Origin of the sequence: Micromonospora pisi (assembly GCF_003633685.1) — a bacterium.
In the GTDB taxonomy this organism is placed as follows: domain Bacteria; phylum Actinomycetota; class Actinomycetes; order Mycobacteriales; family Micromonosporaceae; genus Micromonospora_G; species Micromonospora_G pisi.
The window spans coordinates 6,709,313-6,731,600 of sequence record NZ_RBKT01000001.1 but is presented as its reverse complement, the minus strand read 5'-3'; the positions used below and the strand labels follow the sequence as shown (position 1 = coordinate 6,731,600).

Annotated in this window: 28 protein-coding genes and 1 pseudogene; 8 read left to right on the top strand and 21 right to left on the bottom strand. The window is 70.6% G+C overall.

Annotated features, from left to right (window positions below; genetic code table 11):
- Positions 1-2: 2 nt before the first annotated feature.
- Entirely contained in the window at positions 3-344 is a 342-nt protein-coding gene (uraH, locus tag BDK92_RS29050; RefSeq protein ID WP_121162685.1) for a hydroxyisourate hydrolase, read from the bottom strand.
- Positions 337-933: a 2-oxo-4-hydroxy-4-carboxy-5-ureidoimidazoline decarboxylase gene (gene uraD / locus BDK92_RS29045; protein WP_246017306.1), complete on the bottom strand. Its 597-nt coding sequence runs from the start codon at positions 931-933 to the stop codon at positions 337-339. Before uraD ends, uraH begins: the two co-directional genes overlap by 8 nt.
- 147 nt (positions 934-1,080) lie before the next feature.
- On the opposite strand from uraD, the gene BDK92_RS29040 reads away from it, so the two are divergent.
- Complete coding sequence (locus BDK92_RS29040) at positions 1,081-2,643, top strand: PucR family transcriptional regulator (protein ID WP_121162684.1); 1,563 nt, start codon at positions 1,081-1,083, stop codon at positions 2,641-2,643.
- Between the two features lie 52 nt (positions 2,644-2,695).
- Here BDK92_RS29040 and BDK92_RS29035 read toward each other — a convergent pair whose 3' ends face one another.
- Both BDK92_RS29035 and BDK92_RS29030 read right to left on the bottom strand, forming a co-directional pair.
- The gene (locus tag BDK92_RS29035) at positions 2,696-3,826 is read right to left on the bottom strand and encodes an XdhC family protein (protein ID WP_121159558.1); all 1,131 of its coding nucleotides are present in this window, start codon (positions 3,824-3,826) and stop codon (positions 2,696-2,698) included.
- A 17-nt stretch (positions 3,827-3,843) separates the two neighbouring features.
- A complete protein-coding gene (locus tag BDK92_RS29030) occupies positions 3,844-4,560 on the bottom strand; it encodes a nucleotidyltransferase family protein (RefSeq protein WP_342775858.1) in 717 nt (238 codons plus the stop codon).
- Between the two features lie 282 nt (positions 4,561-4,842).
- Here BDK92_RS29030 and BDK92_RS29025 point away from each other — a divergent pair, with 282 nt between their 5' ends.
- On the top strand, positions 4,843-5,676 hold the full coding sequence (locus BDK92_RS29025) for a SigB/SigF/SigG family RNA polymerase sigma factor (RefSeq protein WP_121159555.1): 834 nt from the start codon (positions 4,843-4,845) through the stop codon (positions 5,674-5,676).
- Between the two features lie 177 nt (positions 5,677-5,853).
- Here the strand turns inward: BDK92_RS29025 and BDK92_RS29020 are convergent, their stop codons facing one another.
- Positions 5,854-6,441: a tyrosine-type recombinase/integrase gene (locus BDK92_RS29020; RefSeq protein WP_211349407.1), complete on the bottom strand. Its 588-nt coding sequence runs from the start codon at positions 6,439-6,441 to the stop codon at positions 5,854-5,856.
- 70 nt (positions 6,442-6,511) lie between these two features.
- Here BDK92_RS29020 and BDK92_RS29015 point away from each other — a divergent pair, with 70 nt between their 5' ends.
- Positions 6,512-6,757 (top strand): hypothetical protein, encoded by a 246-nt coding sequence (locus tag BDK92_RS29015; RefSeq protein ID WP_121159553.1) that lies wholly within the window; start codon positions 6,512-6,514, stop codon positions 6,755-6,757.
- A 145-nt stretch (positions 6,758-6,902) separates the two neighbouring features.
- Here BDK92_RS29015 and BDK92_RS29010 read toward each other — a convergent pair whose 3' ends face one another.
- The 10 genes and pseudogenes from BDK92_RS29010 to BDK92_RS28975 all read right to left on the bottom strand — a co-directional run bounded on the left by BDK92_RS29010 (position 6,903) and on the right by BDK92_RS28975 (position 11,303).
- On the bottom strand, positions 6,903-7,364 hold the full coding sequence (locus BDK92_RS29010) for a peptidoglycan-binding domain-containing protein (RefSeq protein WP_170208726.1): 462 nt from the start codon (positions 7,362-7,364) through the stop codon (positions 6,903-6,905).
- A gap of 122 nt (positions 7,365-7,486) precedes the next feature.
- On the bottom strand, positions 7,487-7,711 hold the full coding sequence (locus tag BDK92_RS29005) for a hypothetical protein (RefSeq protein WP_121159550.1): 225 nt from the start codon (positions 7,709-7,711) through the stop codon (positions 7,487-7,489).
- Positions 7,708-7,899 carry a hypothetical protein gene (locus tag BDK92_RS29000; RefSeq protein ID WP_121159549.1) on the bottom strand — a complete coding sequence of 64 codons (192 nt, stop codon included), beginning with the start codon at positions 7,897-7,899 and terminating at the stop codon, positions 7,708-7,710. Before BDK92_RS29000 ends, BDK92_RS29005 begins: the two co-directional genes overlap by 4 nt.
- 5 nt (positions 7,900-7,904) lie before the next feature.
- Positions 7,905-8,201, bottom strand: a complete 297-nt coding sequence (locus BDK92_RS28995; RefSeq protein ID WP_121159547.1) for a hypothetical protein — start codon at positions 8,199-8,201, stop codon at positions 7,905-7,907.
- Positions 8,201-8,341, bottom strand: a complete 141-nt coding sequence (locus BDK92_RS39220; RefSeq protein ID WP_170208725.1) for a hypothetical protein — start codon at positions 8,339-8,341, stop codon at positions 8,201-8,203. Before BDK92_RS39220 ends, BDK92_RS28995 begins: the two co-directional genes overlap by 1 nt.
- Positions 8,338-8,553 carry a hypothetical protein gene (locus BDK92_RS38565; protein ID WP_147457147.1) on the bottom strand — a complete coding sequence of 72 codons (216 nt, stop codon included), beginning with the start codon at positions 8,551-8,553 and terminating at the stop codon, positions 8,338-8,340. Before BDK92_RS38565 ends, BDK92_RS39220 begins: the two co-directional genes overlap by 4 nt.
- Before the next feature lie 219 nt (positions 8,554-8,772).
- On the bottom strand, positions 8,773-9,639 hold the full coding sequence (locus tag BDK92_RS28990) for a helix-turn-helix domain-containing protein (RefSeq protein WP_121159545.1): 867 nt from the start codon (positions 9,637-9,639) through the stop codon (positions 8,773-8,775).
- 3 nt (positions 9,640-9,642) lie between these two features.
- Positions 9,643-10,158, bottom strand: a complete 516-nt coding sequence (locus BDK92_RS28985; RefSeq protein ID WP_121159544.1) for a DUF6879 family protein — start codon at positions 10,156-10,158, stop codon at positions 9,643-9,645.
- Complete coding sequence (locus BDK92_RS28980; protein WP_121162683.1) at positions 10,145-10,363, bottom strand: hypothetical protein; 219 nt, start codon at positions 10,361-10,363, stop codon at positions 10,145-10,147. Before BDK92_RS28980 ends, BDK92_RS28985 begins: the two co-directional genes overlap by 14 nt.
- A 99-nt stretch (positions 10,364-10,462) precedes the next feature.
- Positions 10,463-11,303, bottom strand: a pseudogene (locus BDK92_RS28975) (ABC transporter permease).
- Positions 11,304-11,389: 86 nt separating this feature from the next.
- Here BDK92_RS28975 and BDK92_RS38560 point away from each other — a divergent pair.
- Positions 11,390-11,626, top strand: a complete 237-nt coding sequence (locus BDK92_RS38560; RefSeq protein ID WP_147457146.1) for a hypothetical protein — start codon at positions 11,390-11,392, stop codon at positions 11,624-11,626.
- Between the two features lie 72 nt (positions 11,627-11,698).
- Positions 11,699-12,097, top strand: a complete 399-nt coding sequence (locus BDK92_RS28970) for a winged helix-turn-helix domain-containing protein (protein WP_121159542.1) — start codon at positions 11,699-11,701, stop codon at positions 12,095-12,097.
- A gap of 283 nt (positions 12,098-12,380) precedes the next feature.
- Here the strand turns inward: BDK92_RS28970 and BDK92_RS28965 are convergent, their stop codons facing one another.
- The 3 genes from BDK92_RS28965 to BDK92_RS28955 all read right to left on the bottom strand — a co-directional run bounded on the left by BDK92_RS28965 (position 12,381) and on the right by BDK92_RS28955 (position 15,252).
- Entirely contained in the window at positions 12,381-12,971 is a 591-nt protein-coding gene (locus BDK92_RS28965; RefSeq protein ID WP_121159540.1) for a GNAT family N-acetyltransferase, read from the bottom strand.
- On the bottom strand, positions 12,968-14,497 hold the full coding sequence (locus tag BDK92_RS28960) for an APC family permease (RefSeq protein WP_121159539.1): 1,530 nt from the start codon (positions 14,495-14,497) through the stop codon (positions 12,968-12,970). The genes BDK92_RS28965 and BDK92_RS28960 overlap by 4 nt, the downstream gene beginning before the upstream one ends.
- A 128-nt stretch (positions 14,498-14,625) precedes the next feature.
- A complete protein-coding gene (locus BDK92_RS28955; protein ID WP_121159538.1) occupies positions 14,626-15,252 on the bottom strand; it encodes a GOLPH3/VPS74 family protein in 627 nt (208 codons plus the stop codon).
- Positions 15,253-15,427: 175 nt separating this feature from the next.
- Here BDK92_RS28955 and BDK92_RS28950 point away from each other — a divergent pair, with 175 nt between their 5' ends.
- The 3 genes from BDK92_RS28950 (at position 15,428) to hrpB (ending at position 19,144) form a co-directional block, all read left to right on the top strand.
- Positions 15,428-16,270 (top strand): helix-turn-helix domain-containing protein, encoded by an 843-nt coding sequence (locus tag BDK92_RS28950; RefSeq protein WP_121159537.1) that lies wholly within the window; start codon positions 15,428-15,430, stop codon positions 16,268-16,270.
- Positions 16,271-16,310: 40 nt separating this feature from the next.
- Positions 16,311-16,520 carry a DUF397 domain-containing protein gene (locus BDK92_RS28945; protein WP_121159535.1) on the top strand — a complete coding sequence of 70 codons (210 nt, stop codon included), beginning with the start codon at positions 16,311-16,313 and terminating at the stop codon, positions 16,518-16,520.
- 77 nt (positions 16,521-16,597) lie between these two features.
- On the top strand, positions 16,598-19,144 hold the full coding sequence (gene hrpB / locus BDK92_RS28940) for an ATP-dependent helicase HrpB (protein WP_121159534.1): 2,547 nt from the start codon (positions 16,598-16,600) through the stop codon (positions 19,142-19,144).
- Positions 19,145-19,158: 14 nt separating this feature from the next.
- On the opposite strand, the gene BDK92_RS28935 is transcribed toward hrpB, so the two are convergent.
- From BDK92_RS28935 to BDK92_RS28925, 3 genes are all read right to left on the bottom strand, one after another.
- On the bottom strand, positions 19,159-19,893 hold the full coding sequence (locus BDK92_RS28935; protein ID WP_121159532.1) for a PP2C family protein-serine/threonine phosphatase: 735 nt from the start codon (positions 19,891-19,893) through the stop codon (positions 19,159-19,161).
- An 88-nt stretch (positions 19,894-19,981) separates the two neighbouring features.
- Positions 19,982-21,115, bottom strand: a complete 1,134-nt coding sequence (locus BDK92_RS28930) for a hypothetical protein (protein WP_246017305.1) — start codon at positions 21,113-21,115, stop codon at positions 19,982-19,984.
- On the bottom strand, positions 21,058-22,065 hold the full coding sequence (locus BDK92_RS28925) for a transporter substrate-binding domain-containing protein (RefSeq protein ID WP_121159531.1): 1,008 nt from the start codon (positions 22,063-22,065) through the stop codon (positions 21,058-21,060). Before BDK92_RS28925 ends, BDK92_RS28930 begins: the two co-directional genes overlap by 58 nt.
- Positions 22,066-22,288: the final 223 nt, after the last annotated feature.

Here is a 22,288-nt window from a genome sequence, read left to right as displayed (position 1 = left end):
GCTCAGCTCCCTCGATAGGTGGTGTAGGCGTGCCGGCCGAGCAGCAGTGGTACGTGGTACCGCTGATCCGGGTCGGTCAACCGGAAAGCGACGGTGATCTCCGGGAAGAAGGTGTCGCCGTCGAAGTACGTGTCGACGAAGAAGACCAGCCGGTAGCCGCCGGCCTGGCAGGCGTGCAGCGGCACCCAGTCGCGCAGCCGCCCGTCGGTGTCGGTACGCCCCTGCGCCACCAGTGACCAGCCACCGGAGTCGTGGCGCTCGAGGCGTACGTGCACACCGGCCGCCGGGATGCCCCGTCCGGTGTCCAGCACATGGGTGGAGACCTGCGCGAACCGTTCACCCATGGCCCGGCCCTCCCGCTCCGCGCAGCCCACCCGGGTCGACCGCGCCCCGCACCGGCGACTCGGCCGGGTCGTCGGTGAGGAGTCGTTCGAGGCGGAGCCGGGCGATCCGCCGCAACTCCTGGTGGACCACCCGCCGTTCGGTCTCGTCGTCGTTGCGCAACCGTCGCCGGGCCGCGGCGAGCAGTTCGGTATCGGTCCGACCACTGGCGAAGATCAGGAAGAGGTGACCGAAGCGGGCCTCGTACTCCCGGTTCGCGACCGCCAGTTCGGCCCTGGTCCGGGTGTCGGCGTCGGCGACGCCGGCCTGCTCCCGTCGGGACCAGGCCGACTCCCGGTCCGCGCCGGCCGGCCGCTCGCCGATACGCGGATGGGCGGCGAGCGCCGACGCGACTTCTTCCCAGCTCAGCGCCGCCAACGCGGCGTCCGCGACGGCGAGCAGCACACCCAGGTCCGGGTACGGACGTCGGTCGACCAGAGCCGACGCCCACGCCGGTACGGCGCAGCAGGCGAGCAGGTCGCGTGCGGCCCGGTCGGGCGGCGCGGTGTTGAAACTGTCCAAGGTGTGGCCGGAAGCGCTGATGGTCGCCACCTCCCCGCGGTTGGGAGAAGTACAACAGTCAGTCAGCGCGGGTTGAACCGGCAGCGACACCCAATTCGAAACGAGTGACCCGTATCGTTTCCGTAGCTTCCTCCAAACCCGAGCCATCTCCCCGTGGCGCGACCGGAAGGAACCGCGATGCTGCTACGCGAGGCGCTGCACCGGCCACGGCTGCGGCTCACCCTGCTGACCGGGGCGGAGGCGCTGGAACGACCCGTCAGCCGGGTCTACGTGACCGACCTGCCCGACCCCCGGCGCTACCTCTCCGGCGGCGAGATCGTGCTGACCGGTCTGGTCTGGCGACGCGACGCCAGTGACTCGGAAACCTTCGTCGCGGCCTGCGCCGAGGCGTCGGTGACCGCGATCGGCGCCGGTGACGCGGTCTTCGGCTCGGTGCCGGACGACCTGGTCGACGCGTGCCGACGGCACCGGATGCCACTGTTCGAGGTGCCGATCGAGGTGTCGTTCCGGGACATCGTCGACGAGGTGAACCCGTCGCTCTGGGCGCAGCGGGCCACCGGGCTCGCCACCGTACTCGGACGGCACCGGGGTCTGGTCGCCGCGATGGCCGCCGGGGCACGGCTGGTCGACCTGCTCCCGGCGGCCGCCGCCGAACTGGGCGTCGACTGCTGGGTGCTGACGCCGACCGGCCGCCAGGTCGCCGGCACCACCGCGCTCGCCGCCACCGACCGGGCCACCCTCGCCCACGCCTTCCTCGGCGCCGGACGGTTACCGGCGCACGCCACAGTGGAGGGTCGCCGGGTCGTCGTCTCCGGCGTACCCGGACGTCCGGAGCACCGGCTCGCCTCCTGGCTGCTCGCCTGCGCCGCCCCCGGGCGCGACCCGTTCCCGTCGCAGGAGGGCGGGCTGGCCGACGCGGCGGCCGAACTGACCAGTCTGGTGGCGCTGGAACGGTCCCAGGTGGACGAGGCGCTACGGATCGAACGGCGGCTCGCCGACCAGCTCGGCGCCGCCCTGACCGGAACCGAACAGGTCGACCTGCGGGGCCGGTTGCTCTCCTGCGGGCTGCCGCCGGACGGGACCTTCCTGGTGCTCGCCGCCAACCTGACCGGCCTGCGTACGCCCCCGGAGCTGGCCGTCACCATCTGCGCCGAACTGGTCGAACCGGCCACCGAACGGGTCGCGGTGACCGACGCCGGACTCCCGGACACCATCCTCGCCGTCCTCGCCGTCACACCGGCGCAGGCCCCGTACGCGGTGGAGGCGATCCGCACCGGCGTGGCCGCGTACGCGCCCGGGCTGGGCGGTGGGCGGCTCGCGGTCGGGGTGAGCGGCCCGGCGGCCGGACCAGGTGCGCTCGGCGGTGCGGTCGAGGAGGCCCGGCACGCCCTGCGTACGGCTGTCGCACGGGGTGAACGGACCAGTGTGGTCGGCGCCGACGAACTCGCCTCGCACCTGCTCCTGCTGGCCGGGGTGCCGGCCGACACCCGGCGGGCGTTCCAACGCCGGCTGCTCGCCCCGCTGCTCGCGTACGACCGGACGCACAACGCGAACCTGCTCCGTACGCTGGACTCCTTTCTCGCCTGCGGCGGATCCTGGACCCGCTGTGCCGCCCTGCTGCACCTGCACGTCAACACGTTGCGCTACCGGATCGGCCGGATCGAACAACTCACCGGGCGGGACCTGTCCCGTTTCGAGGACCGGGTCGACTTCTTCCTCGCCCTCCGCCTCCCCCGCTGAGGAGTAAGGAAGGGCCCCTTGTTAACGCATAGCGTTAACAAGGGGCCCTTCCTTACTCCGGGGCAGTGCGGTGGTGGGTGTGGATGCGGCCGTCGAGGCGGGAGAGTGGGGCGCCGTTGCCGCCCCAACGGGTGGCGACGATCTCGGCGGCGATGCTGACGGCGGTCTCCTCCGGCGTACGCGCGCCGAGGTCGAGCCCGATCGGCGAGGCGAGCCGGCGCAGCGCCGCCTCCGGGACACCCTCCTCCCGGAGCCGGACCAGCCGGTCGTCGTGGGTCCGTCGGGAACCCATCGCGCCGACGTACGCCAGTGGCAGGTCCAGTGCGACCCGCAGCACCGGCACGTCGAACTTCGGATCGTGGGTGAGTACGCAGACCACGGTCCGTTCGTCCAGGTGCCCCGCGCGCGCCTCGGCGGCCAGGTAGCGGTGCGGCCAGTCGACAACAACCTCGTCTGCGTCCGGGAACCTACGGGCGGTGGCGAAGACCGGGCGGGCGTCGCAGACGGTCACCCGGTAGCCGAGGAAGGCGCCGACCCGGGCCACCGCCGCGGCGAAGTCGATCGCCCCGAAGACGATCATCCGAGCCGGTGGGGCGTACGCGTTGAGCAGCAGCGTCAGCCCACTGCCCCGGCGTTCCCCGTCCGTACCGTAGTGCAGCAGGCCGGTACGCCCGGCGGCGAGCAGTCCGCGCCCGTCGTCGGTGGCCGCGTCGTCGAGCCGACCGGAGCCGAGGGAGCCACTGCGCCGGTCGGGCCAGAGCACCATCCGCCGGCCCACCCGTTCGGGTGGCCCCGCCACGCAGGTGAGCACCGCTACCGGGCTCCGCCCGGCGATCGCCGAGGCCACCTCGGCGAGGTCGGGGAAGGTGTCACGGTCCACCCGTTCGACAAAGACCTCGATGCTGCCGCCGCAGGTCAGGCCCACGGCGTACGCGTCGTCGTCGTGCACCCCGTAGCGCTGCGCCCGGGGTACACCGGCGGCCACCACCTCCTGGCACAGGTCGTAGACGGCGGCCTCGACGCAGCCGCCGGAAACGCTGCCGACCGCGGTGCCGTCCGGACCGACGAGCATGGTCGCGCCGGGTTGACGGGGGGCACTGCGCCAGGTGGCGGTGACGGTGGCCATCCCGACCGGGGCGTCCGCACGCCACCAGCGCATCAGGTCGTCCATCACCTCACGCATGGCACCAGTGTGGCCGCTCAGTCACCGTACGCCGATGTGCTCGTCCGCCGCGTGGACGACGACGCCCGCCCACCGCCGGCCGTCCCACCGGCCTCCGTCGGTTGTACGGGCGGGCGCACGCGTGGTGCCCCCGGGAACCGGGCCAGGTCGGTGGGGGTGTCGAGGTCGGCGTCGTCGGCGATGTCGGCGCAGTCCACCACCCGCAACTGGTGGGCGTGTTCCCGCAGGTACGCGCGGGCGCCCAGCTCGCCGACCGCGACGTCGGCGACCCCGGCCCAGTGGGTCCGGCCGAGCAGGACCGGGTGGCCGCGCCGGTCCTGGTAACCGGCGACGGCGAGGCTCTCCGGAGTGGCCAGGTCGGCCAGGCGGTGGACCGCCTCGGCGGTGATGCCGGGCATGTCGACCAGGAGGACGAGCGCGGCCACCACCGTGCTGTCGCCCAGGGCGGCGAGGCCGGCGCGGAGCGAGGAGCCGAGTCCGGTGGCCCAGTCGGGGTTGTCGACCGGCACCGCCCCGGTGAGGTCCGCCGCGGCCCGTACGGTGGCGGCTCCGGCACCGAGCACGGCGAGCACGGGATCACAACCACCGTCGCGCGCCGTCGTGACCGCGCGTTCGACGAGCAGCCGCCCGTCGAGTGGGATCAGCGCCTTGGGGCCGCCGTAGCGCCGCCCGGCGCCGGCGGCGAGGACCAACGCGGCGACCGACCCCGATGCGTGTCTCCGCTCACATCCCACGCTCAGAAGATTAGTCGGACCCAAAAGATCTGTCCGATATTACCGTTAAGCATAATATGAGAACTATATACATCATACTTTCGGCTAGCTTCGCGCTGACTAAACAGGTTATGGTGGCTGCACTGAACGGCTCTTAGCGAAACCGAAGAGCTGAGTGCCAACTGAACAGCCCAGCAAAGCCAACAGCTGAGCACGAACCGAACAGCTGACCGTGAGACCAACGACTGACAGCGAAACGCTTGAACTTGTCTTGTCCGCGGACGAGGTGCAGGGAGGACCACCATGACCGCGCCAACCACCAAAGAGCAGGACACCGTCACAGCCGCCGCCGTCAAGACGGCACCGAAGCTCGATCCGAACGCGTTGACCGACTCGGCCACCGACCTCCTGCTGGCGATGGCCGCGCTGCCGGCCCATCACCCGTCGCGACCGGCACTCCGCGACCGGGCGATCGAGGCCTGGCTGCCGCTGGCCAACCACCTCGCCCACCGCTACGGCGGCCGGGGCGAACCCACCGACGACCTGGCTCAGACCGCCGCCGTCGGACTGATCAAGGCGGTCGACAAGTACGACCCGAGCCGGGGCGTGGACTTCGCCGGTTACGCCATCCCGACCATCATCGGGGAACTCAAGCGCCACTTCCGGGACCGCACCTGGGACGTACGGGTGCCCCGACGGCTCCAGGAACTGCGGCTCAGCATCTCCGAGGCGAACAGCACCCTGCTCCAGACCCTCGGCCGCTCGCCGACCGTCGCCGACATCTCGGCCCACCTCAAGGTCACCGAGGAAGAGGTCCTCGAAGGGCTCGAGGGCGCGCGGGCGTACAACGCGGTCTCCCTCTCCACCCCGACCGGCGACGGCGAACGCGCCACCGAGCTCGGTGACATGCTCGGCGGCGAGGACGCCGAGTTCGAACTCGCCGAACTCCGGGTCGCCCTCGGACCGGCGCTCGCCACCCTGGACGAGCGCGAGCAGAAGATCCTCACCCTGCGGTTCTACGGCAACCTGACCCAGTCCCAGATCGCCGAGCAGATCGGCGTATCCCAGATGCACGTCTCCCGGCTGCTCGCCCGCGCGCTGACCAAGCTGCGCGGACAGCTCAGCGAGACCTACTGATACTTGGGGGAGGTTCCGGCGTACGTCGCCGGACGTGCGGGGCCGGGCCACGAGTGGCCCGGCCCCGCACGTTGTCACCGATCGGTCATCCGCCGGCTGACCGATCGGTGACAGGGTGAGGGGGCGTACACACTGCCTCCCACCAGCCCCGATCGCCGCCGGGCCCTGCTTAGTGGATCACCCAGGCGGTCGAATGGTTGCACCATTTGGTTGCAGTAGCGCCGCGAGCTGCCCATCCATCATCGCCGCCACGGCCCGCTCCACCGCCTGCCGCTTCACCGCCATGGCCACGTCCGTGTAGCCCTCGGTCGTTGTGACCCGGGCGTGACCCAGCAGCTCCTGGACGATCCGGATGTCGGTGCCGGTAGCGATCATCATGGTTCCAGCGCTGTGCCGCGCCGCGTGTAGCCGCGAGTCCTCAACACCGGCCGCCACCAGTAGCTCTTCCCACGCGGCGTGATCCCGCTTTGGATCGACCGGCTGGCCGAGTTCGTCGGTGAACACGTGCACCTCTGGCGTCCAGTCAAGATCGAGGGTCGCGAACTGGACCTGTTGCCGCTCCCGGCGTCGGCGAAGCAGCTCCACGAGGATGGGGAACAGCGGGAGATCGCGGTCCCCCTTCTCCGACTTGACGTCGACCTCCTGGAGGCCGCCGCCCCACCGTTGTGGACACAACCGGGCGTGCTTGGTGCAGCTTGGTGAGCATGGCGGCGGGCATGGCCGTGTGTGGATGCCCGGCTCACCCGAGTGGAACACGAGCTGCACCCCAACTCCGGCGGATCTCTGCGCGATGAGGTGCAGCGGATCGAAGCCGCAATCACTGAGAGGCGATGAAATGACCGAGCCCACCCCCACCATCCCCGACCCGGGCAGCAAGGAGCCGGCGCTGTCCGTCGGTGCCGCGTCGGCTGCCGTGGGCGCACTACTCACCCTGCTTGTATCGTTCGGCGTCGACCTCACCGAGGCGCAGATCAAGGCCATCCTCGGCCTGGTCCTCATCGGCGGCCCGGTCGCCGTGGCGTGGCTGATCCGGCTGCGGGTGTACGCCCCGGCAACGGTCGCCCACCTGCTACGCCGGTAGCATCGACGGCGCGGCGCTCCCGGTAGCCACCGGGCCGGCGCCGACCAAACGCGAAGCGGCCCCACCTTCCTCCCGGAGGGTGGGGCCGCCTTTTTTCGTGCACCAGTCCTGGTTGTTGCCAGTAGCGGCACCAGGCAAAGGCTGGTTACGTCACCCGCAAGCAGCCCTCACCGTTGGAATCAAAATGCGAAATCGCCTTCCGGGTGGCCGGACCGTAAACACCGTCCGCGCCGGTACCGTGATCAGCCTGCGCGTACCGCAGGCCCTTCTCGGTATTACCGCCGAAATTGCCGTCAAGCGACAGCGGGTACACGCCCGCGCGCCGCAGCGAATCGGGGCTACAGCGATTCAGAGACAACTGGAGTTGCTCAACGGCCGGACTGACGTTGCCTCGCACCATGTTGCAGTTGACGCTCCCGGTGCGGCTGACCGCCGGTACGTCGGCTCCCTGGTAGAAGTAGCGGACCTGGACGCATGTCGGCGTGGCTGCGATACCGGCGCCGGGTGCAGCACTCGCCGTGGTCGCTGGGATGAGCGCCAGTAGGGTACCAACGGCTAGGAGGAAGCCGCCGAGGGTTGTGCGGAGTCGCATGGATTCCCCGATCATCGTGCGGCGCTGGGGTGCGCCGCCGGTCCCAGGTTGCCGGACGATTCGCCGAATTACTCGTACATGTCTTTGATTGGACATCGACAAAGATCATTGCCTTTGGGTGCAGTACGGTAGGAAGGTCAGAGCAGGTGTACCCGCTCGATGCTGCCGTTGGGGTGCCGCACGGTGAGGTGCCCGCCGCCGCGCTCGACCAGCTCCAGGACGAGGGCGTGGACGACGATGGCCCGGTTGATCGTGTCCGTCTTCGTGTCCCGGGTCCGCGCGCAGGCCCGCTCCAGGGCGTCGACCCCGCGCGGGATGAGATTGACGGTGACCTTCGTCAACGCCGAGGACGCCTCGGTCACGGCCGTGCACCAGCCAACAGCACCGGCACCGGCGAGAGAGGGCGACCGGCCTCCCGCTGCCGGATCGCCCACGCGAGTTGGGCGCACCCGTCCGGGCGGCACTGCGGGCACCGGCGGCCACCGGCGTGCCCGGTGAGCGTCATGCCGACCGACCACCACATCGCCTGTGGGGTGTAGCCGTCATCCATCGCCGTCACCGTGCACCGTCCCGCTTGGCCACGGCCCGCTCGACCGCCGTCAGGGCGATGTACTCGGCGATGCACGCGCGGTGGTCCGGGCGCTGCCCGCAGGTCGGCTTGTGCGCTCCCACCCACATCTCCTGGTGGTCGCCGCGCAGGCGTAGCTGGATGCGGTCGACGTCACCGAGAACGATGGTCCGGGCGGTTGCCGCCGGGTCGGTGTCGGGCCCGTCGGTGGCGTAGTACCACTCGCCCGGCTCCAGCTCCACGACCAGGCCGCGCAACTCCACGCCCCGCAGCACGACGGCCATCACAACTCACCCGGCTTGATCAGGCCCTGAATCCGCAGCAACTCCAGGCACCCGTCCGGCCCGCACTGCGGGCACGTACCGCCGTCGGCGTGCTGCGACTTGATCCGCAGCGCCTCCCGCACCGTCTCTTCCGGCGTCATGCCGGCCACCGCCCGCCGTTGCGCCGGGCCGGCCCGGTCCCGGCGCCGTACCGGCGGGCCCCGCCGATCGTCGCCGCAGCGACCGTCAGCGTCACCAGCTCCCGGCGCGACCCGTCCATCGGCGGCGGCGCGGGAGCGGGGGCCGGCACCGACTGCTCGACCGGCGCCGGGTCGTCAGGGTTTAGGAACCACTTACGTCGTGTGCTGTTCATCGGGCCCACCTCCGTGTCAGGTGGAGTACGGGGACGAGGGCGAGCGGGCCGGCCGACCATGTCCCCGTACTCCAGAGCACCGGCCGTCACCGGTGCGATCGGGGGCGCGGCGAGCGGGCCCACTTGTGGGGCCACCAAATGGCGGAACTGGGTGTGTGCCCGTCGCCGCGCCGTAACCGACGGTAGGGGCGACGCTGACCGAGCCTCAACGAAGTTGCTTCAGATTGCTCGGCGGGCGTCCAATGCGTCGATCGCGGACGTAATCAGCGCGCGTGCCGCCGCGCCGTGCACGGCCAGGGACGCCAGCCTGCTGAACGTATCCGCGTACATCGCTACCTCGCGCGGTTGGGTGACCGTGAGGTGCCCCGACACCAGTTCAACCGCCACCTCGGCGTCATCGAACATGATGAAGCTTTCACTCGGCCAGCAGGCAAAACGGTCGACGCCGTGCGGGATGATGCCGAGGGACACCGACGGCAGCGACCCTACCGCCAGTAGGTGTCCGAGCTGTCCGGCCATCGCGTCGGGCCCGCCCAACGGCGTACGGAGAACGCTCTCCTCCAATAGGCAGGCGAACCGTCGGTCTCCCTCGTGGACGACGCGCTGCTTGTCGACGCGCACCTGCACTGCGGCCTCAATGTCGTCGGGCAGGTCTCTACGCACCATGATCGAGGACAGCGCTGCCGTGATGTATGCGCGGGTCTGGAGCGGACCGGGGACGATCCAGGACGAGTAGATCCGGTATCGCTGCGTCCGTTCCCACAACGGCACCACAGACTCCTGGGCCAGCCGAAGCCCGGCCCGTTCCATCCTTCGCCACTCCACGAACATTCCCTCGGCCGCCCGCAGCGAGGCCACCAGGTCGGTTGCCTGGTCGTCCGCGCCGCAGTGCCGGCACCAGGCCCGGAGGTCATCGGCCGAGGGGGTCTGCTTTCCGTGCTCGATCTTGCTGATTTTCGATGAGTGCCACCCGGCCAGCCCAGCCAGGTCACGCCCGGATAGCCCGGCATCGAGGCGTAGTTCCCGCAGGCGGGCGCCGAGTGCCTCGATGAGCTGCTGGGCGCTGGACGATGGCTGGGCTGGCACGGGTCAGATCGGCCGGTAGTCCTCGTGGGGCGTGGCCCGCTCCCACACCGCCTCGAACGCCGTCGCGCACAGCTTCACGACGTCCGGCTCCGAAGTCAGCTCCATCGGCTCCGGGGACCAGTTCCCGTCTCCGTCGAAGTGGTTGACCAGTACCAGCTCGTCATCGAACAGCCAGAAGTCGTTACCGGGCAACGCCAGGTCGGTGGCCTGACGTCGGGGCAGCCATCGCACCTGCTCGCCGGCCGCCAGATTCGTGAACGTGATGTCGTGCTCGAACCGGATGTACTCGCTGACCGGCTCGGAGACGATCCGAGCTCGCCGAACCTTCACGCCCCGCCCGGTGGTGTCCGCCATCAGGTCCAGCCACGGACGCCACCACGATTCCCGGTCCGCCGGATCGTCGCGGTGCCCGGCTCGCCAGGCGGTCAGCATCGGGTCGTCCTGCATGTAGCTGTCGCGCATCTCCAGGTGCACCGCGGACCGCTTGCAGTCGCGCAGGAGTTCGTCAAAGCTCGGCACCGTTCACCTCCGGGAAGAACTGCATCATGCGGCGAGGAATCTCAACCACGGTTTCGTGGGCTGGAGTGTCCAACTGGGCCAGGCGGTCGGGGTCGATGACCCGCCAGCCCTGGACGACGTACGTGTCGCGCTCCTCGTCGTGGTACACGGTCGGGGACCCGTTGTTCGGGCTCTCCGGGTCTTTGCCAAGAAACCGTAGCGTCATGATGACTCCCATCATCGGGGTGGAGAACGGGTGTGGCTGAGTTTGCGTCAGTGAACTCGTCAGCATCAATAGATGTGCTCGGGTTTGCGGGACCGCCGGCTACTTCTCACGAACGAGGTGGGCCAGGGTGCAGCCGAGTCCGAACGTGGCCACCGGAATACAGGCAACCACCGTTGTGATCTGCCATGGGGCCGACGTCATGCCGGCCGCCACCATCAGGTGATACGCGATCTGCCCAGCGGCACCGACCAGTAGCGAGATCACCGCGGACCAGGCCGCGAACGTCCGGGCTCGGGTCGACGCCCGACCGCTGAGCCATACGTACATCGCGTACCCGGCGTATGCCTCCATGCCGACCGGCAGGGTGATCGCGGTGTTCAGGCTCAGCGAGTCCCAAATGCCGGGGAGTGGGTGGACCACGCCGAATCCGGTGAGTCCGCCGAGTTCGACCCATCCGGACCAGATGGCGACGAACGCCGGCATGGCCAGCAGGATGATCGGCCACACCACCACGGTCTTGGTCGCCGCCGGCGGCGGTTCCGGGGCCGCGGCTGCCGGCGGCGAGGTGGGCTCGACCGGGTGTCCGGGTGCCATGACCAGCGGCGATACCTCGACGGTCACCGGATCCAAATCGGGTGTTCCGGGGGTCGTCAGGCTCGGTCGGGACCCGGTTCGGCAGGCGGGTCAGCGGCCACTGCCCGGCGGCACGGCGGAGCGCTCCAGGGCGGGGGCGGCGGCTCGAACGGCCGGCGCGGGCAGCCGCCTGGACGAGCGCGCCGCGCAGTTCCTGAGCCTTTGGTGCACCGACCTTGAGTTCACGCATCAGCCGGTTCCGGGAGGGAGTCTCGCCGAGTTCGTCAGCGAGCGCGCGTGCGCGTGGCACGAGATCCGCTACGGCGGGGGGTAGGTCATCGGACGCATGCCGATGAGTGTGCCACACTTGCCACACTTGCCGCAGTCACTACGGGGGGAGGTTGGTCAGTGGCACCCTCGGCTACACCCGCCACGCCCGCTACGATCACCACGATGGCCACGGCAACAGAAATAGAAGAACGCCTCGCGGCGGATGAGTGGCTGCTGCCCGGCGAAGTCGCGACCTTGCTCGGCGTCGACCGGAGCACCGTCGTACGAATGCTCAACGCCGAGCCACCGGAGATGCGGTTCCGCTACCGCCCCGGCCGAGGCCGATACCGCGAGTGCCACCCGGACGACGTACGAGAGCAGCTCGCGCTCCGCAGGCGAGTGCATGGCGAACCGACATGATCAGCTAGGTGGCCGGCTAGCCGGGTAGGCGGCCAGGTCCCTAGCCGGGCAGCGGCTCGTAGCGTCCGCCAGGTGATCGACCCTCGGTCCCACACGCCCGTGTATCGGCAGCTTGCCGACCTGCTCCGCGCCACTGTGGCGACGTTGCCGGCCGGTGCGCGCCTGCCGTCTGAGCTGGCCATACGCCAGACACATGGGGTCGGTCGAGACACGGTGCGGTCTGCTCTGCGTCTGCTCCGTGATGAGGGCCTGGTCGAGGTGCGCAGCGGGTACGGGTGGCTGGTGCGCGGGCCGGTGGAGCGGATCCGAGTCCGGGTGCCCCGTGGGGCGACAGCGTACGGCCGGCCGGCTACGCCCGAGGAGCAGACCGATCACGGCATCGACCCGGGCGGGTATGTGCAGGTCGTGGAGATCGGTGGCCGAACCGTGAGCGTTACCGCGCTCGACCGAACGCTGTTGACGTTCGCGTAATAGCCACCGGCGAGACCCCTACAAGATCGCCGATCTTGTTAATCTGCTGGTCTGCCCTGTAATACTGGGGACCTAGGGAATGCCTGACCGGGCCGGACTGGCCCTCTACCCGGTCGGGCATTCCCGTTTTCGTGGCCTGTCGCGGCCCGCCTGATGGTTGCACTTTTGGTTGCAGTACCTGCGTAGGACTGCAACCCCCTGGAGTCCTCACATGGCCTCTGGGCTGCTCCAGTCCTACGCAGACACGACCAACCTTAGAGCCGCCGGCTGACCGATCGGTCGCTCACCCGCCCGCCGGGCGCCACATGGGCCAGAACGGGGTGCCGTCCGGCAGCCGGAACGGCTCAGCGGCCCGGTAACCGTGCCGGGCGTAGAGGTCCCGGCTGTCAGTGCTGCTCGCGTCCAGGTACGCCGGCAGCCCCTGTGCGTCCAGGAACGCGTGCCGGTGCCGCAGCAACGCCGAACCGATCCCGTTGTTCTGACGCTCCGGACCGACGGCGAGGAAGGCGAGGTGGTGATGGGCCTCGTGCGGATGGTTCGCCTCGAACAGCTCGTCGAGCAGCCGGAACCGCTCCGTCCACTCGCCACACGCGGCGACCAGGCGCTTGTCGTAGTCGGCCGGGGGTGGCAGCGGGTCACCGACGGCGGGCAGCCAGACCGCGACCGCCCGGCGGTCGGCGGTGGTCTCCACCAGTCCCCACTCGAGTGCGTACTCGACCAGGATGTGGAAGTCGTCGGAGAGGATCCGGCGCCGGCTCACCGGGTCCGGCACCAGCCACCGGCAGGCGGCGAGCGACTGGAACGCCTCCGCGATCAGCTCACCGAGCACCCGCGCGTCCGCCGGCTCGGCCCGTTCGATCACCGGGGCGGTCACCGCCGTACCTCCGGGGCGACCGGCTGGCGGGCGGCGGCGGCCGACGCGGTCAGCCCCGCCGTCACGCTCTCCGGGCCGAGCCCGATGGTCTCGTAGACCTCCGGCCTGCGGGACCGGAGCAGCAGGGCCCAGACGACGCCGAGCACCGCGGCGACCGGATAGACCGCCGGCAACGCCCAACGCAGTACGGAGTCGGGGGCGACGCCGAGCAGGATGGCGAAGTTGTCCAGGGCGATGAAGACGATGGTCGCCAGGATGACGGTGGCGAGCCCTGGGGCGACCACCCGGTGCCAGGCGCTCTCCCCGGACGGGTTGCGGGCGAAGAAGGCGATCACCGCGACCGACGTGGCGGTGATCAGGAGCAGGACACCGAACCCGCCGGTGGTACCGCCCCAGTAGAAGAGCTGCACCAGCGGATCCCAACCGGCTGCCGCGTACACCGCGATGACAACCAGACCGAAGACGCTCTGCGCGATGGAGGCCGCCCGTGGCGCCCCGGTACGCGGCGCGGTCCGGCCGAAGATCGCGGGCAGGACACGCTCCCGCCCGAGCGCGAAGGTGTACCGCGCGGTGGTGTTGTGGAACGAAATCATCGCGGCCAGTACCGAGGTCAGGAAGAGCACCTGCCCGATGCTGACGAAGCTGCCACCGAGGTTGCCGTCGGCGAGCACGAAGATGAGCCCGACCTGCTCGGTCCGGGACGCCTCGACGATCTTGTCGGGGCCGGTGGCGACCGTCATCGCCCAGGCGCTGAGCGCGTAGAGCCCGGCGATGATGGCCACCGAGAGATAGGTGGCGACCGGTACGGTCCGCTTCGGGTCCTTGCTCTCCTCGCTGAACACCACCGCCGACTCGAACCCGGTGAAACCCGTCGCCGCCAGCACCAGGATCGCCCCGACGCCGGGCACGAACAGGTTCTCCGGGGCGAGCGTCTCGAAGCTCATCCGCCCGCCGGCCGGGCTGAGCAGGTCGGCCAGGTCGAAGGCGACGATGATGGCGATCTCGGCGAGCAGCAGCACGGCGAGCACCATGCCGTTGATGTCCACCCGCAGCACCCCGAGCCCGGCGACCACCGCCCAGGCGACCAGAGCGATCACCCACCAGCTCGGGTCGTGCAGGCCGAAAAACTGTTCGAGTACGGGAGCCGCCGCCGCGCCGACCGCGCCGTAGAGCCCGACCTGGAGCGCGTTGTACGCGATCAGCGCCACCCAGGCCGCGCCGACCCCGGCCGGCCGGCCGAGCCCACGGGTCACGTACGCGTAGAACGCCCCCGCGTTGGCGGTGTGTCGGGCCATCGCGACGTAGCCGACCGAGAAGAGCGCCAGCACCGCACCGATGAGCAGGAAGGCCAACGGAATCCCGGTCACCCCGGTCACCGCGAACCCGGTGGTGACCACGCCGGCCACCACGGTCAACGGTGCCGCGGCCGACAGCACGAAGAAAACCACGGAAGGAATGCCGAGCCGGCCACTGGCCAGCGCGGAGGAGACATTGCTCGGTCTGGGTGGTGCGGAGGGAGGGGCCATCAATCTGCTCCAGGGGTGAGGAGAACCAGGGTGGCCGGACCGCGCTGGCCGGTCAGATTCCGGTGTTAGGAAGGGCCCCTTCCTATACAAAATCCGATAACAAGGGGCCCTTCCTTACGTGCGGCTGGTTAGGGGCGGCCAGCGAGGATGGCGGCACCGACGGCCGCCTCGGTATGCCGGGCCAACTCGCTCAGCGGCGGCGGCAGCCCGTCTATCAGTTGGTTGAGCCGCTGCTGCACTCCGGGATCGGTGCCCCAGAGCACCTCACGCAGCAGGTTTGTCGCGGTGAGCAGGGCGAGCAGCAGCACGTCCGCCGTCGACGGGGGTTCGGCCCGGCCGAGCGACGCCCGCAACCGGGTGACCGGCCAGGCCGCCGCGTTAATGTCCACCGGGCGGTAGGTGACCGTGGTGCGCAACATGCGTCGGGTTTCCTCCCGGCGTACGGTGCCGGCTCGGGCGAGCCGTTCGCCGACCGAGTCGACCGCGCTGTTGCCGAAGAACATCAGCCAGGTACGGATGGACCGGTGCTCCGGCTCCCCCACCAACTGGTCCAGCACGGTGTGCGACAGGGCGTCGTCCGGTGGTCGCCGGTCGACCACGGTCACCGTGCCCCCGCCGATCACGATTCGGCGGGCCAGCAGCAGCTCGCCGAGGAGCCCGGCGGCGAGCCCCAGTCCGGTCGCGGACGCGTGCAGCCGGGGCCTGCCCTTGGCGTCGTCGTGCGCGATCAGGAAGAACTCGTCCGCGAGTAGCACGACTCTCCCCTTGGGCCCGTCTGCCGCATGTGGACTGTCCACACCGGAAGGACATGTATTTGATCGACGCCGGGAAAAGGATGCACCGTGCCACTGATGCAATGCAACTCCCGGATTCAATCGGTTTCACGACCGGGCACCCGGCCTGCGGCTCCAGCCGTGCGAGACTCGCCCGGTGACCGCCAGCCCAACCGTCCGCCGTCGCCGTATCGCCCGGGAACTCCGTCAACTGCGCGAGCGGGGCGGGATGACCCTCGACCAGGCCGCACGCCAACTGGACATGTCCAAGAGCAACCTGTCCCGGATCGAAAACGCGCAGATCGGCATCAAGCCCCGGGACGTACGCGCCGCCCTGGCGCTCTACCAGGTGACCGGCGAGGCGGCCGAGGCGCTGATCGAGATCGCCCGGGGCGCGCAGCAGCGCGGTTGGTGGCAGAGCTACAGCGACGTGCTGCCGGACTGGTTCGAGTTCTACGTCGGGCTGGAGGCCGAGGCGGCCTCGCTGCGGACGTACGAGGCCGAGTCCGTACCGGGACTGCTCCAGACCGAGGAGTACGCCCGCGCCATCTACCTGCTCACCGCCGGCGATGCCGGAGTGGACCGCAAGGTCGACGCTCGGCTGAAACGTCAGGAGGTACTGCACCGCGACCCGCCGGTCGGACTGTCGGTGGTTCTCAACGAGGCGGTGCTGCTCCGGCCGGTCGGTGGGGCGACGGTGATGGGCCACCAACTGGCCCACATGGTCAATCTCAGCGAGTTACCGAACGTAACGATTCAGGTACTTCCCTTCTCCGCTGGCGGGCACCCGGCGATGACCACCCCGTACGTCATCCTCGGCTTCGCCGAGGCCGCCGACGCATCCGTGGTTTACCTGGAAAACCTCACGATGGGGCTGGCTCTGGAGGAAGCCGATCATGTGCTCGGGTATACCCTTCTGCACGAGAAGCTGTGCCGGATGGCGCTCACTCCGGCGGAGTCGAAGACCCGGATCCGGGAGGCTTCTCGTAACTATCTGTGACCGATCCGGTGGCTCATCGGGGGAGAGACGAGGGGTGCCAATGACGGGACTCGACCTGACTCAGGCCACGTGGCGTACCAGCCGCCGCAGCAGCGGCAACGGCAACTGTGTCGAGGTGGCCATCCTCGACGGCGCGGTGGCGGTGCGGGACACCAAGGACCGCCCGGGTCCGGTGCTGGTGTTCGGCACCGCCGGGTGGAACGCATTCGTCACCGGGGCCGGGGAAGGCTCGTTCACCCCGTCGGACTGACCGCCCCGGGCGGCCTGCTCCGCCCCGATCGACCAGCCGCACCGGCTCCGGCCGGGCGCCGGTGCGACACTGGCCCGGTGCTACCCGAGGCCGCCACATTCGACCTGCCCGTCCGCCATGTGCTGCCGGCGCTGCTCGCCGCGCTCCACGACGACGGTGCGGCGGTGCTGGTCGCACCGCCGGGTACGGGCAAGACCACCCTGGTCCCACTGGCCCTGGCCGAGACCCTCGAGGGCCGGATCGTGGTCGCCCAGCCGCGTCGGATCGCCGCCCGGGCGGCCGCACGACGGATGGCCTCGCTCCTCGGGGAGAAGGTCGGTGCGACGGTCGGCTTCGCCGTACGCGGTGAGCGGAGGGTCGGCCCACGAACCCGGATCGAGGTGGTCACCACCGGGCTGCTGGTGCAGCGACTCCAGCGTGACCCGGAGCTGGCCGGGGTCAGTGCGGTCCTGCTCGACGAGGCGCACGAGCGCCATCTCGACTCCGATCTCGCGCTCGCCTTCGCGGTCGAGGTACGCGCCACCCTCCGCCCCGAACTGTGGCTGCTGGCGATGTCGGCGACCGCCGAGGCGGAGCGGTTGGCCGCCGTACTCGGCACCGCCGGCACCCGCCCGGCGCCGGTGATCGAGGCGTCGTCCGCGTTGCACCCGGTCGAGGTGGTCTGGGCGCCGCCGACCCGGCCGGTGGACCCGCCGCACGGGCTGCGGGTCGACCCGCGCCTGCTGGACCACGTGGCGGCGACCGTACGCCGGGCGCTGCACGAGGCCGACGGCGACGTGCTGGTCTTCCTGCCCGGTGCGGGGGAGATCGCCGGTGTGACCAGCCGGCTCTCCGGGTCACGTGGTGAGGTCGACCTGCTGCCGTTGCACGGCCGCCAGTCGGGCGCGGACCAGGATGCGGCGTTGCGCCCGGGAGCCCGGCGCCGGGTGGTGCTCGCCACCACCGTCGCGGAAACCAGCCTGACCGTGCCGGGCGTACGGGTGGTGGTCGACGCCGGGCTGAGCCGGGTGGCCCGCACCGACCTGGCCCGGGGCCTCGGTGCCCTGGTCACCGTCCCGGTCTCACGGGCGGCGGCCACCCAGCGGGCCGGCCGGGCCGGCCGCGAGGCACCTGGCCGGGTCTACCGGTGCTGGCTGGAGGCGACCCACGAGCGGTTGCCGGCGCAACCGGAACCGGAGATAGCCACCGCCGACCTGACCGCGTTCGCCCTGCAACTGGCGTGCTGGGGGCAGCCGGACGGGGCCGGGCTCACCTTGCCCGATCCCCCGCCGGCCGCCGCCATGCAGGTCGCCCGCACCACCCTCGCCGCGCTCGGCGCGGTGGACGGGGACGGGCGGGTCACCGGGCGGGGACGGGTGATCGCCTCGGTGGGCGCCCATCCGCGCCTGGCCCGCGCGCTGCTGGACGGGACCGACCTCCTCGGCGCGCAGCGGGCCGCCGAGGTGGTGGCGCTGCTGTCCGAGGACTCCGTGGTGGGGCGCGACGACGATCTGGCCGCGGTCTGGCGGCGGCTGCGCGGGGGTACGGACCCGGCCGTCACCGCCCGGTGGCGGGCCGAGGTGAAGCGGCTCCGCGACGCGGCCACCGCGGACGGAAACGGCACCGCCGGCACCGGCGGGTCGGGAGGCGACGGGGGTCGGCTCACCGACGACCTCGCCGCCGGGCTGCTGGTCGGACTCGCCTACCCGGAACGGCTGGCCCGGGTACGGCAACGGAGCGGCACCACGTACCTGATGGCGGGCGGGACCGCGGCGGACCTGGCGGCCGGCTCGCCGCTGACCGGCTCGCGCTGGCTCGCGGTGGCGGTCGCGGACCGCGCCCCGGGCCGGCGCGGCGCGCAGATCCGCCTCGCCGCGGTGATCGACGAGGCGACCGCCCGGGAGGCGGGTGCGCCGACGCTGCGGCACGACCGGGAGGTGGTGTGGTCCGGTGACGACGTGCTCGCCCGGGACGTGGAGCGGCTCGGCGCGCTGGTCCTGACCGAACGTCCGTTGCTGCAACCGGATCAGGAGCAGCTCACCGCCGCCCTGCTCGACGGTCTGCGCAAGGTCGGGCTCGACCTGCTCAACTGGACCGCTGAGGCGGAGTCGACCCGGTTGCGGCTGGCCTTCTGCCGGCACGCGTTCGGCGACGAGTGGCCGCTGGTGGACGACGCGTCGCTGCTGGCCGCCGCCCCACAGTGGCTCGCGCCGGAGCTGGCCGGTGCCCGTCGCCGGGCCGACCTGCACCGGGTCAACGTGGCCTCGGCGCTACGCCGGCTGGTTCCGCGGGCGCAGGCGGCGCGGCTGGACGAGTTGGCGCCCGAACGGTTGGCCGTGCCGAGCGGTTCGCGGATCCGGGTGGACTACACCGATCCGGGCGCACCCGCACTGGCGGTGAAGTTGCAGGAGATCTTCGGCTGGCCGGATGTGCCCCGACTGGCCGACGGTCGGGTGCCGGTGCGGTTGCAACTGCTCTCCCCGGCGGGCCGGCCGGTGGCGGTCACCAGTGACCTGACGTCGTTCTGGCAGACCGGCTATCTCCGGGTACGCAGCGAGCTGCGCGGCCGCTACCCGCGCCACCCCTGGCCGGACGATCCGCGTACGGCCAAGCCGAGCGGGCGGGTCAAGCCGCCCCGGTCCTGATCCCGTGAACCGGGTCAGCGGTCGTCTTCGTCGACGACGTCGGCCACCACGACGGTGATGTTGTCCGGCCCACCGGCCCGCAGGGCCAGGTCGACCAGTCGCTTGGCGCAGGCGTCGCGGTCCGGGTAGGAGTGGAGCGCCTCGGCCAGCGAGTCGGAGCGGACGACGTTGGAGAGCCCGTCGGAGCAGAGCAGCCACCGGTCCCCCGCCACCGGAGTGGCGGTGGCGTACGCCGGATTCGCCGGTTCGCCCTGGAGGGCCTGGGTGACCACTGCCCGCCGGGGGTGACTACGTGCCTGCTCGGCGTCGATCACGCCCTGGTCGACCAGTAGCTGTACGAAGGTGTCGTCACGGGTGACCTGGGTGAACATGCCGTCGCGGAGCAGGTAGGCCCGGGAGTCGCCGATGTGGGCCAGGGCGAGGCCGGTGCCGGCGGCGGAGAAGAGCAGGGCGGTGAGGGTGGTGCCCATGCCCTGCCGGGTCGGCTCGGCCTCGACCGCGGCACGGATCCGGGCACTTGCCTCGGCGAGCGCGTCACGCAGCACCGCCACCAGGTCCTCGTCCGGGGTCGGCTGGTCGAGCGGGGCGATCGTCTCGATCGCGATGCGGCTGGCCAGGTCCCCAGCGGCCATGCCGCCCATGCCGTCGGCGACGGCGACGAGCCAGGAACCGGTGTGCACGGAATCTTGGTTTCCGCTCCGGATCAGGCCACGATCGGTCACCGCCGCGGCACGCAGCTTGAGGGTCATGGCAGGCAGCCTGCCAGGCGAGGGGGCACCGTGTCTCTAGTAGATCTCCGTGAGCGAACCACAAACACCACGAATTAACCTTGTGTAGTTATCGAGTTACGGATTGGTGTGGGTTGGTCTGGATTTCGGCCAATCGGCCGGCGCAACGCGGATCGGCGTCGACCGGCGTACGGCGCGGAATCGCCCACTCCAGCGCGGTCTCCTCCACGTGCCAGCCCCGCACCCGTACGACGCTGTACGGCACCTGTTCAAGCTCGGGACAGAGCGTCTGCGACCACACCTGATCGTTGCGGACGAAGCGCACCAGACCCCGCCTGTCCAGCAGGGTGGTGTTGCGGTCGTCCACCGTGATCACCCGACCGATCAGCACCGTGTCCGGCTGGTCGCCCTCGGCCGCCCCGACCGGGAGGAGCTCCACCGCCACGGTCGGCAGGATCGGCGCCCGCAGGAAGATCGCACCGAGCACGAACGGCGCGGTGAGCGCCGCCGCGATCAGCACCCAGCGGGTCAACGGCGGGGCGACCCGACGCGGGATCGGGCCGGTCAGGAAGACGGCCAGCAGCAGCGGTACGCCGAGCAGCGCCACCGTGACCAGCTCGCCGGCCCGCACCGCGTCGATCACCGCCGGGGCCAGCCAGAACCCTGCCAGCAACGCCACGCAGATCGGCAGCACGACGCAGACCAGACGCACCCGGAGACGGTCGTCGGCGTACCGGCGTCGGGTGCGCAGGCCCAGGATGGACAGGGCCAGCATCAGCAGACTGGGCAGGAACCTGAGCTGCCAGGTGAGCAGGGCCAGCAGCACCGCCGCCATGACGACCCAGTCGGGTATCCGGACGGTGGTGCGGGCCAGCAGGGAACGTTCCGGATCGAACCGGTCCGGGGCGCTGACCCAGAGCAGGGTGCCCAGTGCGGCCACCACCAGGACGGCCAGCGGCAGCACCCAGACCAGCGTGATGAGCAACGCGCTGAGCAGACCGAGCGGGCTCACGTACTGGACCAGGAGCAGCATCGTGGAAAGGTCCTGCCGGCTCAGGTGCCAGAGCCGTAACACCAGCAGGAGCAACGGAAACGCCGGGACAACGGTGAGCAGCCAGTGCTGGGCCTGGCGGGCGCTCGCCGAACGGTCGCCGGCACCACCCACAACCGGATCACCGGCATCGCCTACGGCCGGTTCGCCGGTACCGCCCGCGCGCCGATCGCCGCCGTCTCCCAGGGCCACCGCCGTACCTCCACCTTCTCCACCGTCGGCTGCCGGTCGACCGCGACCTGTTGGGGCAGGTTGACCGGCTGCTCCGGACGCAGGTGCTTGTCGTACGCGTCCTCCCAGCGGTGATCCTGCGGATCGTTGAGCGAGTCGTACAGCGACAGGTTCACCAGGTCCCGCAGGGCCTCGTTGTCGCCGGTGTTGACGCCGTACTTCTCGGACGGGTCCAGCCCGATGTCATGGTGCGAGAGCTGCTCCGGATGCTGGGCGACAAAGCCGGCCAGGATGGCCGCGTCCGTGGTGACCGCCTCCACGTCCCCCTTGAGCAGCGCGTCGACGCATTCACTGATCCGTTTCTTGCTGATCAGCTCGACTCCGGCGCGGGCGGCGGGCGACTCGGAGGTGGCGGTGGAGAGGCTGCACACCCGCTTGCCCCGGAGATCGACCAGGGTGTCGACCGGCCCGGCGTAGTCCCGGCGGGTGATGACCGACTGCTCGGTGGTCAGGTACGGCGCGGAGAAGCTCACCCCGGTGAGCTGTTCCCGTTCGTCGGTGATGCTGTACGAGGCGATCACCAGGTCGACGGTGACGAACTGTCCCTCGTCCGTACGCGCCTGCATCTTGGCCCGGTCCTCGCTCTCGATGGCGAGGAACCGTACGTCGTCGCGTCGGAAGCCGAGGTCGGCGGCGATCATCCAGGCGATGTCGATGTCGAAACCGGAGAAGGTGCCGGTGTCCCGGTCGAGCAGGGCTATGCCCGGCTGGTCGTCCTTGACGCCGATCAGCAGTTGCCGCTTGCCGATCACACCCGCGTCGCGGAGCAGGTCCTGCTCCGACGGCGGACCGGTGAGCACCACGGTGACGATGATCGCGGCCACGGCCACCACGATGCTCAGGAGCACGGCCACCAGCCGTGCCCCACGGGCCACCGACGCGCGCCGGGCACCCGCATCCGCCTCGGTCACCCTGTCCCCCGATCATCATGGTCGGAACCATCCATTTTGGCCCATTGGCCGGCGCCCGGACAGCCGTCACGCCTCGCGTCCGCTGTCGGCTAGCCGATCGTGCCACCGATGGTCGCGGAGCGCGTCACCCGAAGGGGCAACCCGATACATTCAGGATCACTGATTGACAGCCCGGAAACGGCCTGGCAACATCGCTGCTGTACTGGGAGCGCTCCCAACCATG

Coding starts and splice junctions, on each gene's coding strand:
- uraH (WP_121162685.1), bottom strand. CDS start 344: ATGGGTGAACGGTTCGCGCAGGTCTCCACCCATGTGCTGGACACCGGA.
- BDK92_RS29040 (WP_121162684.1), top strand. CDS start 1,081: ATGCTGCTACGCGAGGCGCTGCACCGGCCACGGCTGCGGCTCACCCTG.
- BDK92_RS29035 (WP_121159558.1), bottom strand. CDS start 3,826: ATGCGTGAGGTGATGGACGACCTGATGCGCTGGTGGCGTGCGGACGCC.
- BDK92_RS29025 (WP_121159555.1), top strand. CDS start 4,843: ATGACCGCGCCAACCACCAAAGAGCAGGACACCGTCACAGCCGCCGCC.
- BDK92_RS29015 (WP_121159553.1), top strand. CDS start 6,512: ATGACCGAGCCCACCCCCACCATCCCCGACCCGGGCAGCAAGGAGCCG.
- BDK92_RS29010 (WP_170208726.1), bottom strand. CDS start 7,364: ATGATCGGGGAATCCATGCGACTCCGCACAACCCTCGGCGGCTTCCTC.
- BDK92_RS29000 (WP_121159549.1), bottom strand. CDS start 7,899: ATGGATGACGGCTACACCCCACAGGCGATGTGGTGGTCGGTCGGCATG.
- BDK92_RS28995 (WP_121159547.1), bottom strand. CDS start 8,201: ATGGCCGTCGTGCTGCGGGGCGTGGAGTTGCGCGGCCTGGTCGTGGAG.
- BDK92_RS39220 (WP_170208725.1), bottom strand. CDS start 8,341: ATGACGCCGGAAGAGACGGTGCGGGAGGCGCTGCGGATCAAGTCGCAG.
- BDK92_RS38565 (WP_147457147.1), bottom strand. CDS start 8,553: ATGAACAGCACACGACGTAAGTGGTTCCTAAACCCTGACGACCCGGCG.
- BDK92_RS28980 (WP_121162683.1), bottom strand. CDS start 10,363: ATGACGCTACGGTTTCTTGGCAAAGACCCGGAGAGCCCGAACAACGGG.
- BDK92_RS38560 (WP_147457146.1), top strand. CDS start 11,390: ATGGCCACGGCAACAGAAATAGAAGAACGCCTCGCGGCGGATGAGTGG.
- BDK92_RS28960 (WP_121159539.1), bottom strand. CDS start 14,497: ATGGCCCCTCCCTCCGCACCACCCAGACCGAGCAATGTCTCCTCCGCG.
- BDK92_RS28945 (WP_121159535.1), top strand. CDS start 16,311: ATGACGGGACTCGACCTGACTCAGGCCACGTGGCGTACCAGCCGCCGC.
- BDK92_RS28935 (WP_121159532.1), bottom strand. CDS start 19,893: ATGACCCTCAAGCTGCGTGCCGCGGCGGTGACCGATCGTGGCCTGATC.